General features: G+C 72.7%; 13 protein-coding genes. 11 read left to right on the top strand and 2 right to left on the bottom strand.

Translation table 11 applies throughout. The features are described from left to right. Positions 1-74 precede the first annotated feature (74 nt). From ABTX81_RS05005 to ABTX81_RS04980, 6 genes are all read left to right on the top strand, one after another. Complete coding sequence (locus ABTX81_RS05005; protein ID WP_350541565.1) at positions 75-872, top strand: TIR domain-containing protein; 798 nt, start codon at positions 75-77, stop codon at positions 870-872. Beyond that, the gene (locus ABTX81_RS05000; RefSeq protein ID WP_350541564.1) at positions 869-2,818 is read left to right on the top strand and encodes a hypothetical protein; all 1,950 of its coding nucleotides are present in this window, start codon (positions 869-871) and stop codon (positions 2,816-2,818) included. The genes ABTX81_RS05005 and ABTX81_RS05000 overlap by 4 nt, the downstream gene beginning before the upstream one ends. A 5-nt stretch (positions 2,819-2,823) precedes the next feature. Continuing rightward, positions 2,824-4,449, top strand: a complete 1,626-nt coding sequence (locus ABTX81_RS04995) for a hypothetical protein (RefSeq protein ID WP_350541563.1) — start codon at positions 2,824-2,826, stop codon at positions 4,447-4,449. 140 nt (positions 4,450-4,589) lie between these two features. Continuing rightward, positions 4,590-7,067 (top strand): terpene synthase family protein, encoded by a 2,478-nt coding sequence (locus ABTX81_RS04990; RefSeq protein ID WP_350541562.1) that lies wholly within the window; start codon positions 4,590-4,592, stop codon positions 7,065-7,067. 215 nt (positions 7,068-7,282) lie between these two features. Beyond that, on the top strand, positions 7,283-8,086 hold the full coding sequence (locus tag ABTX81_RS04985) for a VOC family protein (RefSeq protein ID WP_350541561.1): 804 nt from the start codon (positions 7,283-7,285) through the stop codon (positions 8,084-8,086). Continuing rightward, positions 8,083-8,592, top strand: a complete 510-nt coding sequence (locus ABTX81_RS04980; protein WP_350541560.1) for a DinB family protein — start codon at positions 8,083-8,085, stop codon at positions 8,590-8,592. The genes ABTX81_RS04985 and ABTX81_RS04980 overlap by 4 nt, the downstream gene beginning before the upstream one ends. Before the next feature lie 46 nt (positions 8,593-8,638). Here ABTX81_RS04980 and ABTX81_RS04975 read toward each other — a convergent pair whose 3' ends face one another. Then, positions 8,639-9,343 carry an ArsR/SmtB family transcription factor gene (locus tag ABTX81_RS04975; protein ID WP_350541559.1) on the bottom strand — a complete coding sequence of 235 codons (705 nt, stop codon included), beginning with the start codon at positions 9,341-9,343 and terminating at the stop codon, positions 8,639-8,641. 64 nt (positions 9,344-9,407) lie between these two features. Here ABTX81_RS04975 and ABTX81_RS04970 point away from each other — a divergent pair, with 64 nt between their 5' ends. Both ABTX81_RS04970 and ABTX81_RS04965 read left to right on the top strand, forming a co-directional pair. Beyond that, on the top strand, positions 9,408-10,805 hold the full coding sequence (locus ABTX81_RS04970; RefSeq protein WP_350541558.1) for a cytochrome P450 family protein: 1,398 nt from the start codon (positions 9,408-9,410) through the stop codon (positions 10,803-10,805). Next, complete coding sequence (locus ABTX81_RS04965) at positions 10,802-11,656, top strand: isocitrate lyase/PEP mutase family protein (RefSeq protein ID WP_350541557.1); 855 nt, start codon at positions 10,802-10,804, stop codon at positions 11,654-11,656. The genes ABTX81_RS04970 and ABTX81_RS04965 overlap by 4 nt, the downstream gene beginning before the upstream one ends. Positions 11,657-11,702: 46 nt before the next feature. On the opposite strand, the gene ABTX81_RS04960 is transcribed toward ABTX81_RS04965, so the two are convergent. Continuing rightward, positions 11,703-12,191 carry an Lrp/AsnC family transcriptional regulator gene (locus tag ABTX81_RS04960; RefSeq protein WP_350541556.1) on the bottom strand — a complete coding sequence of 163 codons (489 nt, stop codon included), beginning with the start codon at positions 12,189-12,191 and terminating at the stop codon, positions 11,703-11,705. Positions 12,192-12,353: 162 nt separating this feature from the next. Between ABTX81_RS04960 and ABTX81_RS04955 the strand changes: the two genes are divergently transcribed. The 3 genes from ABTX81_RS04955 (at position 12,354) to ABTX81_RS04945 (ending at position 16,888) form a co-directional block, all read left to right on the top strand. Beyond that, on the top strand, positions 12,354-13,886 hold the full coding sequence (locus tag ABTX81_RS04955; RefSeq protein ID WP_350541555.1) for a PLP-dependent aminotransferase family protein: 1,533 nt from the start codon (positions 12,354-12,356) through the stop codon (positions 13,884-13,886). A 1,423-nt stretch (positions 13,887-15,309) separates the two neighbouring features. Further along, positions 15,310-16,143 carry a hypothetical protein gene (locus tag ABTX81_RS04950; RefSeq protein WP_350541554.1) on the top strand — a complete coding sequence of 278 codons (834 nt, stop codon included), beginning with the start codon at positions 15,310-15,312 and terminating at the stop codon, positions 16,141-16,143. Between the two features lie 358 nt (positions 16,144-16,501). Further along, positions 16,502-16,888 (top strand): RNHCP domain-containing protein, encoded by a 387-nt coding sequence (locus ABTX81_RS04945; RefSeq protein WP_350541553.1) that lies wholly within the window; start codon positions 16,502-16,504, stop codon positions 16,886-16,888. The last annotated feature ends 16 nt before the right edge of the window (positions 16,889-16,904 follow it).

Genomic DNA, 16,904 nt, shown 5'->3' with positions numbered 1-16,904 from the left:
CCGTCGCGCTTCCCCGGCGCCGACCCGTTCCGGCCGTCCACCGGCACCCCATTCACCGGAGAGGTGATTCCGCCATGCCCGACATCTTCGTGAACTACCGCAGCAGCGACGAGGACACCGGCGCCGCCCTGATCGAACGCGAGCTCTCCCGGCGGTTCGGCAGCGAGCGGGTGTTCCGCGCCAGCAAGTCGATCAAGGTCGGCCGCCGCTTCCCGCAGGAACTCCTGACCGCCGTGCGCCGCAGCAGCGTGCTGATCGCCGTCATCGGCGAGCGCTGGGCCGACGCCCGCGCCGCCGACGGCTCCCGGGCGCTGGACGACCCGGAGGACTGGACCCGGCGGGAGATCGTCGAGGCCTTCGAGAGCGGGGCCCTCGTCGTCCCGGTGCTGATCGGCCGGGCCAGGCTCAACCGGCACGACCTGCCGCCGGAGCTGGCCGAGCTGGCCGACTGCCAGTACCGCCGGCTGGACACCCGCAACGCGGACGGCGACCTCACCCGGATCGGTGACGACCTCGCCGACGCGGTGCCCCGGCTCGCCGAGGCGGAGCGGGAGATCGCCCGCAGCGCGGAGGCGGCCGGCGACGTCGCCAACCGGGTCGGCCGGGTGGACGGCAGCGTCGTCCAGGCCCGGGACTACACGCACCGCCAGAGCGGCGGCATCGGCAACGTCGGAGGGGACGTGGGGACCTTCATCAACAACGCCAGCGGCCCGGTGAACACCGGCAGCGGTCCGCAGCACAACGACCTGCGCAGCGGCGGGGTGCAGTTCAACGGCGACGGCGGCAGCTTCAGCGGCAACTACGTCGAGCGCGGGACCGCGCAGCAGTGGTCCGACGGCCGCCGGCCCGAACGCGAGGGCCGGGACCGGTGACCGACGGCGGCATCCGGATCGACGAGGCCCGCGGGCCGACCCACACCGGGCCCGGGCCGCAGTACAACCTCTTCGGGGGCGACTTCGGAATGCCCCGGCCCAAGGTGGCCCGGTCCAGGGTGGCTCTCGACCAACGCCTGTGGCTGCTGCGGAGGTTCGTCGCGCCGCCCGGTTTCGGCGAGGCGCGGAACCGGCTCACGGCGCCCGGCACCACCGTCCTGCTCGCCGGGCCGCCCGGCAGCGGACGGCGGACGGCGGCGGTGATGCTGCTGCACGATCCCGACGATCCGACGACTCCGTTCGTGGAGCTGTCCTTCTCTCCGGAGAACGAGGACAGCACGCCCCCGGAGGCCGGGGACCGGCTGCTGCTGGACCTCTCCGGCATCGCGGAGGAGGACTACGAGGCCGCTCAGCAGCAGTTGTACGGCTACTGGGGCCGGGTGGAGCAGGCCGGAGCCCGATTGGTCGCCATCCTCCCCTCCGCCGACCAGGAGGCGCTGCTCCCGGCGCTCCACCAGCTGGTGGTCGGGATCGGACGGCCGAGGGAAGTGGCGGTGCTCCGCCGGCACCTGGAGGGGAAGGAGGTCCGGCTGGCGTCAGCGGACCTTCGCAGCGAGGAACTCGTCGCCTCGCTGCGCCGCTTCGCGATGCGCGACATGCAGCGCTTCGCCGATGTGGTGGCCCGGGCGAAGGAAGCCGACCCGGCCGGGCCGGCCGCCGAGTGGATCCGACAGGCGCTGGGCGCGCTGAGTGACCGCTCCGGAGAGGTGGCCCAGAAGGTCGCAGGTCTGCCGTCGGGTCCGCAGCGCGCGCTGCTGCTGGTGGCGGCCATGCTGGCCGGAGCGCCCGCGGCCGCGGTCTTCCATCACACGGACCGGCTGCTCGGCCTGGTCGAGCACACGCCCGACGAGCGGCCGCCGCTGGAGCGGGCCGATCTGGCGGAGCGGCTCAAGGCGCTGCCACTGAGGATCGATGTGCGTGGCCGGATCCGCTTCGACTCCTTGGCGTACGACGGGGCGGTGCGCACGCACTTCTGGACCTATCTGCCGTGGATGCGGGAGCGGCTCGGCCAGTGGGTGGCGGACGCCGTGGACGAGCCGCACCCCGCGCTCGCGCAAGTGGACCGGCAACGGTTGGTGGAGCGCTTCACCGAGCAGAGCCTGCGGGCGGACGACTGGAGGACGCTGCACCGGCTCGCGGGTGAGTGGGCCGCCGTGCCCCAGCGCGCGGAGGAGGCGCTGGCCGTGCTCCGGCTGGGCCTCGACCACGACCGGTACGGCGCCGGGTTCCGCACCAAGATCTACGAGTGGGCGAAGACCCAGCAGCCCGCGCCGGCCCTCGCCGTGGTGCTGGCCCGGGCCTGCGGTGAGGTCATGGCCAGTACCCACCCGGACCAGGCCGTCGTCCGCCTCCACCACCTCGCGCGCCGCACACGGAGGAGCGGTCCGGCGGTGGTGCGGGAGACGTTGTACGAACTCGTCCGGCAGGACCGGCGGTTGTACGTGAAACTGCTGGACCGCTTCCGGGAGGGGCTGGCGGCCCGTGACCCGTGGCTGGTGGATGTCCCGCTCTTCCTGGAGCTGGTCGGCGAGCCGCCGCCGCGGCGCTGGGTCCCGGCCGGCGCGCTGGCCGCCACCTGGGCGAAGGTCCTGGCGGTGGCCCGCCGGGAGCAATGGACGGCGACGGTGCACCGGTGGCTGTCGGCGGCCCGGACGGGGCCGGGGAACGGTGAGTGGTTGACGGATGTCCTCGTCGCGGGGGCGGCCGCGGCGCGGCCGGACCGGTTGACCGTGCTGTACCTGACCGGGCGCGAGTGGGCCGCCGACGGTCCCCGCGAGGAGCGGCCCGGGCGGGCCGAAGTGGCAAGGCGGCTCTGGCAGAAGATCGACAGCGCGCAGGGCATCGAGCCGGCCCCGGTGCTGCGGACCGACGAGAGGACGAGGTGAGCTCAATGGAGAAGACCCGTACGGCCGCGCTGGCCATCGCCGCCGGGGCGATTCCCGCCTCCTTGGGGGTGGGGCTGAAGTGGCCCGTCTGGCTCTGGGTGGCGGGCTCCGCCGCGACGGTGGCGCTGGTGCTGCTGACCTCGATGACACGGGCCCGGCCTGCGCCTGCGCCTTCACACCGGCTGTCGGCGTCCGAGTCGGGCGTCTACGGACCCGCGTCATTCGCTCCCGCTCCCGCCCCCGCCCCTGCGCCTGTCCCGGCCCCGGCCCCGGCCCCGGCCCCGGAGCCGCCGGTCGAGCAGCCCTTCCAGACGACCTCGGTGACGGGCGTGGCGCTGCCGAGCGCGGTGCGGGACTACGACTTCATCTTCTCCGCCACGGTCTGGTGGCGGCAGCTGTCCAACCCCGGCGGCGTCGTTCACGCCGAGCCGGGCACCCTGGCCATCGAGGCGGTGCTGGCCCGTGCCGGCGCGCTCACCGAGCGGGAGCACCCCGGGCGGCCGGAGCTGGTCCGGCACCGGCTGGACGGGTTGCTCGGAACGCTGAGCCCGGACAGCTCCGGGATCGTGGTGGCGATGGCCGGGCAGGTCAGTCTCGCCCTTCCCGAGGCGGACCGCGCGCGGCTGGACAAGCTGGCGGAGGTCCGCAAGGCGGAGGAGATCTGGGACCACGAGCGGAGGTACGAGCGGAACAAGCGCGCCTACCTCGGCGAGGACGTCCTCAAGTCGCCGGGTAGCGCGGTGGTGTGGTGGCTGGCGCGGAACGACGAGGAGGTGCAGGGCGCGGTCGACATGATCGGGCCGCTGGCACAGCTCGCGGCGGCCGCCAACGACCAGGCGGTGGACGTGTTGTACCGGCACCTGGTGGCAACGGGAGCGGCGGGGGCGGTGGACGAGGTGCCGTTCCTGGACATCGCCGGGCCGGTGGCGGCCACGGGGGGCGCCGCGGACTCGGCTGGGGGAGGAACGGGGGGTGCTGGTCCGAGCGGGGTGCCGGGGCCGGGGTTCGGGCCGGTGGGGCCGTTCGGGCCGGTGGGTCCGGCGGGGCAGCGGACCGAACCGGCGGGGCCGGAACGGGGGCCGTCGGTGGTCGGGCCGTTGAACGACCTGATGGACGACATCGAGCTCAGGGAGGACGGTGACCGGACCGTCTACGCCCACCGGGTGGCCAGGTTCACCGAGGCGGCGGGGCGGCCCGGCGCGGCGGCGCGGATCTGGGAGAGCCTCGGGGACGACGGGGGCAGCGGGGCCTCCGGAGATGACGGGGGCGTCGGTGGCGGGATCCCCGACGGCGGCGGACCCGGGGGGAACCCGGCCGGTCCGTCGCAGCACGAGACGGCGTCGGCGGACGCCCCCGGAGGCGTGCCGGGGCAGCGGGTGTTCGTGGTGGGCCCGGTGCGGCCTGCCGACACCGGCACCGACGCCGACACCGGCACCGACACCGGCACCGGCACCGACGGCGCGACCGACACCGACGCCGCCACCGCCACCGACATCCCCGCCGGCACCGACGGCGGTGGGCCGGTCGCGTCGGCGTGGGACGTGCTGCGGGGGTCCGTCAACGGGGATCCGCGGGGGGACGGGCGGGCGGTTGAGGATGGGTGGGGTGGGGCCGATCAGTCGCACGGATGAGCTAGTCGGGGGTGTGGAGCTGGGCAGGTGTTCGAGTGGACCAGTCAATCTCATATGACTGTTCCGGTTCTCCGGCTGAGATCGTTGAAGTCGGGTAAAGCTGAGTCGGCCTCGTCGACGCGTCCAGAAAGGCTCGCCCGGTGTCCCAGCCGTTCGAACTGCCGTCCTTCTACGTGCCGCACCCGGCGCGGCTCAACCCCCATCTCGACGAGGCCCGGGCCCATTCCTCCGGATGGGCCCGGGAGATGGGCATGCTGGAGGGGTCGGGGATCTGGACCCGGGCGGACCTGGACGCCCATGACTACGGGCTGCTCTGCGCGTACACCCATCCGGACGCGTCCGCGGAGGCGCTGTCGCTGGTCACCGACTGGTACGTCTGGGTGTTCTTCTTCGACGACCACTTCCTGGAGGTCTTCAAGCGGACCAACGACCGGGTGGGCGGCAAGGCGTACCTGGACCGGCTGCCGCTGTTCATGCCGGCCGACCCGGACGCGGAGCTGCCCGAGCCCACCAACCCGGTCGAGGCCGGGCTGGCGGACCTGTGGCGGCGCACCGTGCCGGCGATGGGTGAGGACTGGCGGGTGCGGTTCGCGGAGAGCACCCGGAACCTGCTCAACGAGTCGCTCTGGGAGCTCGCCAACATCAACGCCGGCCGGATCGCCAACCCCGTCGAGTACATCGAGATGCGCCGCAAGGTGGGCGGCGCGCCCTGGTCGGCCGGGCTGATCGAGTACGCGGCCGGGGCGGAGGTGCCGGCGGCGGTGTCCGGGGCGCGGCCGCTGCGGGTGCTGATGGACGCCTTCTCGGACGGCGTCCATCTGCGCAACGACCTGTTCTCGTACCAGCGCGAGGTCGAGGACGAGGGCGAACTCAGCAACGGCGTCCTGGTGCTGGAGAAGTTCCTGGAGTGCACGACGCAGGAGGCGGCGAACGCCGTCAACGACCTGCTCACCTCGCGCCTCCAGCAGTTCGAGAACACCGTCGTCACCGAACTGCCGCAACTGTTCGCGGACACCGGGCTGGACCCGGAGGGCTGCGCCCGGGTGCTGGCCTACGTCAAGGGCATGCAGGACTGGCAGGCCGGCGGGCACGAGTGGCACATGCGGTCCAGCCGGTACATGAACGGCGGCGGGGCGGCGGCGGACACGGCCACCTGGTGGGACCCGTTCGCGATCGGCGGGGTGGGGACGTCGGCGCTGGACGTGCTGAAGCCGGGCGGGGCGCTGGACGACCTGGCCGATGAGCTGGGCTCGTTGAGCCGGTCCGGGCCGGTGACGAAGGGCTGGGCGCCGACGGTCGGGAAGTCGCCGGTGGCCGCGCTGCTCGGGGTGCCGGGGACGGGGGCGTCGCTGGAGTCACCCGGGACCGGCCCGGTCGGGGGCTCGCGCGGGGACGTCGATCCGGGGGTGCGGCGGGCGCGGTCGCACGCGCATGTGCCGTTCCAGGCCGTCGGACCGTCGCAACTGCCCGAGTTCCGGCTGCCGTTCACGGTCGGCCTCAGCCCCTATCTGGAGTCCTCGCGGCTGCACACGCTGGCCTGGGCGGACCGGACGGGCCTGCTGGAGCTCCGGCCGGACGACCCGACCGCGGGTCTGTGGACCGCCGAGAGCATGGCGGACTACGACCTCGCGCTCTGCGCGGCCGGCATCCACCCGGACGCCAGCGCCGACCAACTCGACCTCACCACCGACTGGTTGGCCTGGGGAACCTACGCGGACGACTACTTCCCGGTGGCGTTCGGCCGGACCGGCGACCTGGCCGGCGCCAAGGCCGCCCACGCCCGCTTCCGGCTGCTCATGCCGGTCGACGGCGAACCGGGCGCGGAGCCGCTCACCGCGTTGGAGCGCGGGCTGGCCGACCTCTGGGAGCGGACCGCCGGGCCGATGACGGCCGCGGCGCGGCGGACGCTGCGCGGGGCCGTCGAGACGATGACGCTGAGCTGGATCTGGGAGCTCAACAACCAGCTGCAGAACCGGATCCCGGACCCGGTCGACTACCTGGAGATGCGCCGGTCCACCTTCGGCTCGGACCTCACCATGAGCCTCGCGCGGCTGGCGCACGGGAACGTCGTACCGGACGGGGTCTACGCGAGCGGCCCGATGCGCTCGCTGGAGAACGCGGCCGCCGACTACGCCTGCATGATGAACGACCTGTTCTCCTACCAGAAGGAGATCGAGTTCGAGGGCGAGGTGCACAACGCCGTCCTGGTGGTGCAGAACTTCTTCACCTGCGACTACCCGGCGGCGGTGCGGATCGTCGACGACCTCATGCACGCGCGCCTGGACCAGTTCCGGCACGTGGTGGCCGAGGAACTCCCGGTACTGAGCGAGGACTTCGGGCTGGACGGGCCGGCCAGGGCGGTGCTCGCCGGGTACGTCAGGGAGCTGGAGAACTGGCTCGCCGGGATCCTGGTCTGGCACCGGGGATGCCGGCGGTACCGGGAGGAGGACCTGCTGCGGCACTTCGGGCGGGAGGCGGCCGGGGTGCCGGCCACCGTCGCGGAGGAGGCCGTCGAGCCGGGCGGCGGGGTGGTGGGCGTGCTCTCGGCGCGGCCGACCGGGCTGGGGACCTCGGCGGCCTCGCTGGCGGGCGTGGTCGGCCGGGTGGCGATCGGGTAGCGGCCGGCCGGACGGTGGGCGGCGGTCCGTCGGGGGTTCCGGCCCCGGCGGGCCGCCGCCTTCTGCGCGCGTCCACGGGCGCGTCTCCGGGGCGTCTCCGGGGCGTCTCCGCGCGCTTCTGTGCGTGCCTCTGTGCGTGCTTCTGCGCGCGCGGACGGGTGGGGGACTGGCTAGGGTGGCGAATCGGGACAAAACGTCACACGAGAGGCTTCGTCATGGCTGTGCTACCCGAGGGAACGCCCTGTTGGGCCGACGCGATGTTCGCCGACCTGGAGGGCGCCAAGGCGTTCTACGGCGACGTGCTCGGCTGGACCTTCGGAGAGTCCTCCACCGAGTACGGCAACTACACCCAGGCCTACTCCGACGGCAAGGCGGTCGCCGCGATCGTCCCGCCGATGCCGAACCAGGGGGGCGAGGTGACCTCCGCCTGGTGCCTCTACCTCGCCTCGCCCGACGCCGCCGGCACCGCCGAGAAGATCCGCGGCAACGGCGGCGAGGTGCTGATGGGCCCGATGACGGTCGGCGAGTTCGGCTCGATGGTGATCGCCAAGGACCCGGCGGGCGTCGTCTTCGGCGTCTGGCAGGCCGGCACCCACGAGGGCTTCGAGAAGCAGGGCGCGCCGGGCGCGTACACCTGGGCCGAGGTGATCACCCGCGACGGGGCCGCCGCGGACGGCTTCTTCCCCGCCGTCTTCCCGTACGCGGTGAAGCGGATGGACTCCGGCGAGGTCGACTACAAGATCTACAACGTCCGCGAGCAGCCCGTGCTCGGCCGGATGCAGGCGGGCCCGAAGGACCTGCCGCCCCAGGCGCCGAACTACCTCAGCGTGTACTTCGCGGTGGACGACTGCGATGCCACCATCGCCAAGATCACCGAACGCGGCGGAAAGCTGTACTTCGGCCCGATGGACAGCCCGTTCGGCCGGTTCGCGGCCGTCGGGGACCCGCAGGGCGCGGCGTTCGGCGTGATCGACCTCGGGAAGACGGCCGGGGAGATGCCGGCCATGGTGGCGGAGTGACCTCCGGCGGTACCGCGCTGCAAGGGGAGCGGGCGGACCTGCTGGAGACCCTGGACAAGCACCGGGGCTTCCTGCGGTACACCGTCCGCGACCTCACCGACGAGCAGGCCGCCCGGCGCACCACGGTCAGCGAGCTGTGCCTGGGCGGGCTGATCAAGCACGTCAGCGGTGTGGAGGCGCGCTGGATGCGGTTCGCCGTCGGAGGCGCGGCCGCGATGGAGGCCGAGCCGGTCGACTGGGCGGGGCAGTTCCGGATGGCCGGGGGCGAGACCCTGGCCGGGCTGCTCACCGCCTACGAGCGGGTGGCCGCCGAGACGGACACGCTGGTGGCGAGCCTGCCGGACTTCGACCGGGCCCAGGAGCTGCCGGCGGCGCCGTGGTTCGAGCCCGGGGCCACCTGGTCGGTGCGGCGGGTGCTGCTGCACGTCATCGCCGAGACGGCGCAGCACGCCGGGCACGCCGACATCATCCGGGAGGCGCTGGACGGGGCGAAGACGATGGGCTGAGCGGGGGGCGAAGACGCTGGGCTGTGCGGGGGTAGGCCGAGTGGGCTCACAGTGCGACGCCGAGCAGCTCGCGCAGGGCGCGGTCGCCGTCCGGGGTCACCCGCAGGGCGCGCCCGGAGCCGATCCGCTCGACCCAGGCCCGGTCCAGCGCCGTCCGGCAGAGCGCCGCGCCGAACGCGCCGCCCAGGTGGCTGCGCCGTTCCGTCCAGTCCAGGCAGGTGCGGACCACCGGGCGGCCGCCGGAGCGTCCGGCCCGGGGCGGCAGTTCCACGCCCAGCTCGGCCAGCCAGGAACGGCCGCGGTCGGTGAGGGCCGGGCCGTCCTCGTCCGTCACCAGGCCGCGGGCGAGGACGGCGTCGCGGACGGACACGCCCAGGCGGCCGGCCAGGTGGTCGTAGCAGGTGCGGGCGCGGGCCTCGGCGCTCGTCCGGGTGGCCTCGCGCAGCGAACCGGGGGCGGGGGCGGGCGGCCGGTCCGTGGGTTCGGCCGGGGTGGGGAAGGACGCCAGGTCCTCGATCAGGGTGGCGACCTCAGGGCCGGCCAGCCGGACGTACCGGTGGCGGCCCTGGCGCTCCTCGGCCAGCAGGCCGCCGGCGATCAGCCGGGACAGGTGCTCGCTCGCCGTGGACGGCGCCACCCGCGCGTGGCGGGCCAGTTCGCCGGCCGTCCAGGCGCGGCCGTCGAGCAGGGCCATGCAGAAGGCGGCGCGGGTCGGGTCGGCGAGCAGGCCGGCGAGGTGGGCGAGTGACATGGGTCCATGGTGCCTCGGGCACGGTTCGGCGGGGGCCGAAACGTTCCGGTCCTAGCGTGGGCGCATGGCCGATTCCACCGCTGTTCTCCTGCCCTCCGTCGAGATCTCCTTCGCCCGGTACGAGGAGGTGACCGCCGCGCTCGCCGATCCGGCGCTGGTGCCGCCGCCCGCCGAGTCCGGGCCGGTCGGCGGCATGGCCTGGCTGCGGGCCACCGTGGCCCGGTTCAGCGCGGGCGAGCACCACGCCGCCCGGCGGGCGTTCGTCGAGGCGGACCTCGCCGGGCTCGATCCGGACGCGCTGCGGCAGGCGGCGGCGGCCGGGTTCGAGGCGGATGTGCGGGTGCGGGCGGTCCGCGTCCTCGCGCAGGCGCTGGGGCTGGCGGAGCCGGAGGCGGTGGCCCGGGCGGTCGGGGTGGTCGCGCGCTCGTACTTCACGGAGCGGCCCGAGGACCCGGAGGCCGACGCGGCGGTGGCCTGGCTGCTGCCGCGGATGCTGCCGGAGAGGGACGACACGGCGCGGGCGGCGGACACGGCCTGGGCCGCCAACCGGATCGGGCTGCTCGTCCAGGCCTGCGACGCCACCGCCACCCTGGTGGAGCACGCGCGGGCGGCCGACGCCGGGACCGCGGACCCGGTCGCCGCCGCGCTGCGGCACGACCCGCCCGTGCGGACGATGCGCCGCCGCGCCGTCCGGCCGACCGCGGTGGGCGGGGTGCCCGTTCCGGCCGGGGCGGACGTGCTGCTCGACATCGCCGCCGCCCAGGCCGGCCGCCCCGACCTGCCGCCGCTGACCTTCGGCGCCCCGCCGAGGCCCTGCCCCGGCCGGACGCACGCGCTCGCCCTCGCGGCGGGCATCCTGCACGGCGCCTCCGCCCTCCCGCCGGCGGCGGAGCAGGACGGGTCCGTGCCCGACGCCGACGTCCCCTCCGCCGGCATCCCCGACGCCGACGTCCCCTCCACCGGCATTCCCGACCCCGACGTCCCCGACACCGACGACCGCGACCCCGTCGGGCTGGTCCCCGCCATGGTCGAGCACGTCCTCGCCCTCGCGCAGACGTGGACCGGGTGGGACGGGCGCCCGGTCGCCACCGACGGCCGCACGTACACCCCGCACAAGGCGATCCGCCGGGTCGCCGACCATCTCCTCGACCACCTGGCGGAGGTGGAGGCCCGGCTGGCCGGCGAACCGACCCAGCCCGACCACTGGCACGCCTCCGCCACCACCACGCCCGCCGACCTGGCGCCGTTCACCCCGGCCGACCTGGACGAGGCCCGCAGCCGGCTCACCCGGCTGGCCCGGATCTGGGCGGCCCGCCTCGCCGCGCTCACCCCCGACCAGCTCGACCGCTCGCCCGGGCGCGGCTGGTCGTTCCGTCAGATCGCCTTCCATGTCGCCGAGTCCGCCTACTACGCGGACGCCGTCGGCGACCTCCGCCCGCACGAGAGGACCACTGCCCGATGAGCTCCACGCCGCTCGACGCCCCGCTGGACCGCGCCCCGCTCGACACCCCGCTCGACACCCCGTTCGCCGCCCTGCACCGCCGCCCCGGCGCGCCGTTGCTGCTCCCCAACGCCTGGGACCACGCCTCCGCCGCCGTCCTCGCCGAGCAGGGCTTCGCCGCCATCGGCACCACCAGCCTCGGCGTCGCGGCGGCGGCCGGACTGCCCGACGGCGCGGCGGCCACCCGCGACGAGACGCTCCGGCTGGCCCGCCGCCTCGGCGGCTCCGGGCGCTATCTGCTCTCCGTCGACGTGGAGAACGGATTCAGCGACGATCCGGACGAAGTCGCCGCGTTCGCCGCCGAGTTGGCGGACGCGGGGGTCGTCGGCATCAACCTGGAGGACGGCCGCCCGGACGGCACGCTCACTCCGGCCGCCCTGCACGCCGCCAAGATCACCGCGGTCAAGGCCGCGGCCCCGGCGCTGTTCGTCAACGCCCGCACCGACACCCACTGGCTGGCCCTGCCCGACCCCGACGAGGAGACCGACCGCCGCCTCGACGCCTACCAACTGGCGGGCGCCGACGGCCTGTTCGTCCCCGGTCTCACCGATCCGGCCGCCATCGAGCGGCTCTGCGGCGGCCTCGCCCGCCCGCTGAACATCCTCTACACGCCGACCGGGCCGACCCTCCCCGAACTCGCGGCCCTGGGCGTCGCCCGCGTCAGCCTCGGCTCGTACCTCTACCGCACCGCCCTCGCCGCCGCCGTCTCCACCGCCCTCGCCATCCGCGCCGGCACCCCGGGCCCGGCCGCCGCCCCCGTCGACGCCCCCGCCTACGCCACCGTCCAGGCCCTCTACGCCGACGGGCGGTAGCGCGAAACCCGGTCGGGCCCCGTCATCCGGCCGCCGCCGAGCGACGTCAGTCGCCGGTCAGGTAACGGCGACCCGGGATCTGCTCGAAGATCAGGTTGGTCCGGGTCTGCGCCACCGCGGGATGGGTCGTGAGGTGGTCCACGACGAAGTCGCGCAGTTCCTCCGGGCCGGCCACGCCGACGTGCAGCAGGTAGTCGTCGGACCCGGCCATGTGGAACACCGCGAGGACGCCCGGCAGGTCGGGGGCGGTGCTCCGGAAGCTCTCGTTCTGCTCGCGGGTGTGCGCCCGGAGCCGCACCGAGATCATCGCCTGCAGCGGCAGCCCGATGGCGGCGGGGTCTATCTCGGTCCGGAAGGCGCGGATGATGCCGCGTTCGCGCAGCGCGCGCACCCGCGCCAGACAGGTCGAGGGGGCGATGCCCACGGACTCGGCGAGCGCGTTGTTCGGCGTGCGGGCGTTCTCGGCGAGGACGCGCAGGATCGCGCGGTCGGTGTCGTCGACGGGGGCCCGGTGGGCCTGCGGAAAATTCGGCACGCCGCTCAGAGTCCCCGATCACTTCGCAGATCCGCAAGGCAGGCACGGCTGATTCCGAATCTTCTGCGGAAGGCTTTCGCCCGGGTGGTCGAAAGTTCCATCCTGGCGGGCGAGCGGCCCTGGGCCGTGTCCCGTCCCCCGTGCACCCGGAGCGCCCCACCCATGAGCCCCACGACCTTCCACGCCGCCGCCCCGGTCCACATCGACGCGGCGCCGGAGAGCGCGGAGTTCGCGATACCCGCCGAGGGGCTCACCGACGGCGAGCGGCTGCGCGCCCTCGACCGGATGGACGGGTACCTGACGCGCAAGCGCCGGCACCTGGTCGGCTACCAGGCCACCCAGGACCCCGCGGGCAGCGCCCTCGACCTCGCCCGCTTCATGCTGAGCAACATCAACAACCTCGGTGACCCGTTCCAGAGCGGCGGCTACAAGCCCAACACCAAGGTGGTCGAACGCGCCGTCCTCGACTACTACGCGCGCCTCTGGCACGCCGGGCGCCCGTACGACCCGGCCGACCCCGAGTCCTACTGGGGCTACATGCTCTCGATGGGCTCGACCGAGGGGAACATGTACGCGCTCTGGAACGCCCGCGACTACCTGACCCGCCCCGGTGGGCTCCGTCCGGTGGCGTTCTACTCGGAGGACACCCACTACTCCTTCGCCAAGGCCGTCCGGGTGCTGGGCGTCGACACCTTCCACGCGGTCGGCACGGCGGACTACCCGGACGAGTGCCCGCTGGGCGGCGACTGGCCCGCCGAGGTGCCTTCGCTGCCCGGACCGTCCGGCCACTCCTGGGACGGGCCCGGCGCCGTCGACGTGGACGCGCTGGCGGCGCTGGTGGAGTTCTTCGCGGCGAAGGGGCACCCGATCTTCGTCAACTTCAACCTCGGGAGCACGTTCAAGGGCGCCCACGACGACGTCCGCGGCGCGTGCGAACGGCTGCTTCCGGTCTTCGAACGGCACGGCCTGCTGCCGGCCGCCGGGAGCGGCGAGCGCCGCGGCTTCTGGATCCACGTCGACGGCGCGCTCGGCGCCGGGTACGCGCCGTTCCTGCGGATGGCGGCCGACGACCCGGCGGCCTACGGCTGGGCGCCGGAGCCCGGCGCCGGCGCACCGGAGTTCGACTTCGGCCTCACCCTGCCGAGCCGCGCGTCCGGGGACGTCGACCCGGTCGCGTCGATCGCGATGAGCGGCCACAAGTGGGCCGGAGTGCCGTGGCCGTGCGGCGTCTTCATGACGAAGGCCAAGTACCAGCTCGAACCGCCGACCCAGCCCGAGTACATCGGCGCGCCGGACAGCACCTTCGCCGGCTCCCGCAACGGCTTCTCCCCGCTGGTGCTCTGGGACCACCTCTCCCGCCACTCCTACCGCGACCAGGTCGACCGGATCCGCCGCTCCCAGGAACTGGCCGCCTACCTGGACCGCCGCCTGCGCGAACTGGAGCAGGAGACCGGCGCCGAACTGTGGCCGGCCCGCACCCCCGGCGCCATCACCGTCCGCTTCCGCAAGCCCGGCGCCGACCTGGTCGCCAAGTGGTCCCTCTCCTGCGAGAACGTCCTCACCACCCCCGGCGACCCAGCCACCCTGCGCAACTACGCGCACGTCTTCCTGATGCCCTCCGTCGACCGCGCCAAGCTCGACGCCCTCCTCACCGACCTCGCCCACGACCCGACCCTCCTCCCCACCCCCGCCTGACCGGGCCATGCCCGGCACGGCGTGATCCCGGGTGACGAAGGCGCTGTGGTTCCAGCTGTTCTCCATCGACCTGTTCGTGGCTCCACTCTCCTCCTTGATGGCGGTGGGCCGGACTTGAACTGAACGTACCCGGCGTCTGGCCGGTTCGACGTGACGGACGCGGGGCAACACCGCGGCGCCTCTGTAGACGCCATGTGCCGGTCAGCGGAGTGTGCGATGGGGAGCCCGATGCAGCCTGCCACATGACGATGGAGGACTACGGTCGACTGGTGTGGACCCCATTGGGCCGATCCTCCTTGCTGCCTGCCCGGAAGAGTCCGGAGACCTGGCGGCAGCCTCGTAAGTGTCGGGCAGAACCCTCGCGGGCGCGCGACTGTCTGCGGACTCCCAGATCCGCATGGTTCGCGACCAGGTTCGCGGCCTTGTCAACTCCATTGATCCTGCGGATGTTTGGGCATCTGATCGAGGGGGCCGCCGGGCTATCGCAGACCGTGATCGTTGTCCTGGCCGGCCGGCTGTTCCCATGCTTCGACCACCGCGTCCGCTCACGGCCGTCGACTGCAGTGACCAGATGGCGGGGCTGGGCGGGCTGCGTCTCGCCGAATCGAGTCAGCATCGATCATCAGCGCATGACACTTAGTGAGTTGAGCATTGCGAGCGCGGCCGATCGTAGCCCGGCGCCGCGTCGGGTACTGTGGCCCGCGGACGCTCATGACCTTTGAGTGCTCGGGGTGACTCGCTCGGTCGACACCCAACTGCCTTAGGGGGAGCCGGAGCAGGACTGGCGGAAGCATCGAAGGCCCCGACGGCGACTGCTCAAGGGTGATGTGCGATGACTGTGACGGACTTTCGCCCGCAGCGGCATTCATGTCGGCGACTCTCATGCCGTCAGGGTGTCGGGCTCTCGATGCCAGCGCCCCATCGGATCTTCTCGACAGGTCTGCAGACTTGACACAACTGGACATATTCGATGAGCAAACTCGACGGTGGTGTCTCGTCGACGGCCCTAGACTGATGGGCAGTTGAAGAGTCAATGGAGAGTCACGGAGGTCCCATGGCAAGGGACGTGGGCGCCGCCGAAACAGACCCGTGCAGGGCCTTTATCGGGGCGCTTGTGGAGCTGCGGCGAGAGGCCGGAAGCCCGAGCCTACGGGACATCAGTAGGACTGCGCGTAGGTCTGGTCATGCCGTGGTGCCGAGCCACGAGACCATCCGACAGGCACTGTTGGTTGAATCCGCCCCGCCGAAGTGGCCGATCGTAGAGTCGATTGCCATGGCTCTCGCCGTCATGTGCGATCCCAATCGCGATCCGAGCCATGTCGTGCGGAGGGTCCGGCTGTTGTGGCAAGTAGCCAAAGATCATTGGAGCGGTCGGTGCGAGCGCAGTGTTTCGGCCGCATCGTAGTGGATCCGAGGAGTAGAGTTGTACACCGAAGTCCTGCTGGTGACACCCACTTTGGCAAGTGAGTGGCTCAAGCGAAATCTGACCAACCGTCCGTTGAGTCGTCAGGCGGTCGCCCAGCTCACGCGGGTGATCGAGCGCGGTGAGTGGCAGTTGACGCACCAGGGCATCGCATTCGACGAAGACGACACCCTGATCGACGGCCAGCACAGGCTGGCGGCGGTTGTGAAGGCAAACATCGCCGTAGAGATGTCGGTGACCCGCGGCGTCTCCCGCTCGGCGTTCACAGTCATGGACACGGGGCGAAAGCGGACGGGAAGCGATGCCCTGTCCTTGGCGGGGGAGAGCAACAGTACGCATCTTGCGGCAGCGCTGCGAGGCTTGCACAACTACTTGAACCAGCCCGATGTCTCCTGGTCCAGTGGCTCTGCGTGGACGACGAATGACCAGCTTCTCGGGGTTCTGGAGGCGCACCCTGGTATGCGCGAGGCCCTCAACCGAGGCCTCGCCATGAATCGTGCCATCAAGATCACAGTGACGGCCTCTGCGATCGGTTGGTACGTCACGGCCATGGCGCGCCCGGACATCGACCAGACGAACTGGCTCGAGAAGCTCATCACTGGGGCGGGTCTGGAAGCGGGGGATCCGAGACTCACGTTCCGAAACACGATGCTGGGCCTTGCCGCAGGCAAGCGCTACCGACGTAGCGATGACTCGAGGGAGCATCTCCTTTACTACATCAAGGCCTGGAATGCCTGGGTGGAAGGGCGTGAACTGAAGCTTCTCCGGAGGTCTCCCAAGGAGCAGATGCCGAAGATCACCAAGATCGGTGCCGGGCAGCTCCAGATTCCGTGACAAAGGTGCCGGCGTGGGGGGTGCCGCGCAGGAGTCGGGCAGCTGCGGTATCTCGGAGAGCCGCCACACTACTCCCCTGCGCCCGGACGGCCGCTCCCGCGCTCGGCCGTCCGGTCTCACGTGATGCGACCTCAGGCTAGTGGGGGCGGGGTAATTCGGTGGCACGGGCGTCGGCGGCGTTGTTACGCTCGCCGCTCCGTACGTTCGCAGCCGTGATGGCTCCGTGTGTTTTCGAGAGGGTGTCTTGATGTCCCGGACCGCGCCGAGTGCGCCTCGCCACACTGCCTGACGGATCGTCGTCGAGGCCGCTCGGCCTGCTCTTGCTGTCATCGTTGACCTCCAGCAAGGAGCACCCCGGGTGTCCAGCACCTCCCACACGCGCAACACCACCACCACCAGCAGCGCCCAGAAGACCGCCACGTTCGGCTGTGCCTGGTGCGGCCTGACCGTGTCCGCGTTCGCCGGCGACGGCGCGCGGCGGAACCACTGTCCGTCCTGCCTGCACTCGCGGCACGTCCTCGACCAGGTCGAGGGCGGTCCGAGCGGGTGCCACGGGCGGATGTCGCCGATCGCCATCGCCGTGCTGCGCACCGGTGACTGGATGGTCGTCCACCGCTGCGTGCGCTGCGACGAGCTGACGTCCAATCCGGTCTGCCCGGACGACAACCAGCTCATCCTGATGCGCATCGCCGTCCGGCCGCTCGCCCAGCCGCCGTTCCCGCTCGAAGCGTTCGGGTCCCTGTGAACCGCCGTACGCGAGA

Source organism: Kitasatospora sp. NPDC097605 (assembly GCF_040302725.1).
Taxonomy (GTDB): Bacteria; Actinomycetota; Actinomycetes; order Streptomycetales; family Streptomycetaceae; genus Kitasatospora.
This window is presented reverse-complemented; position numbering and strand designations above follow the sequence as displayed.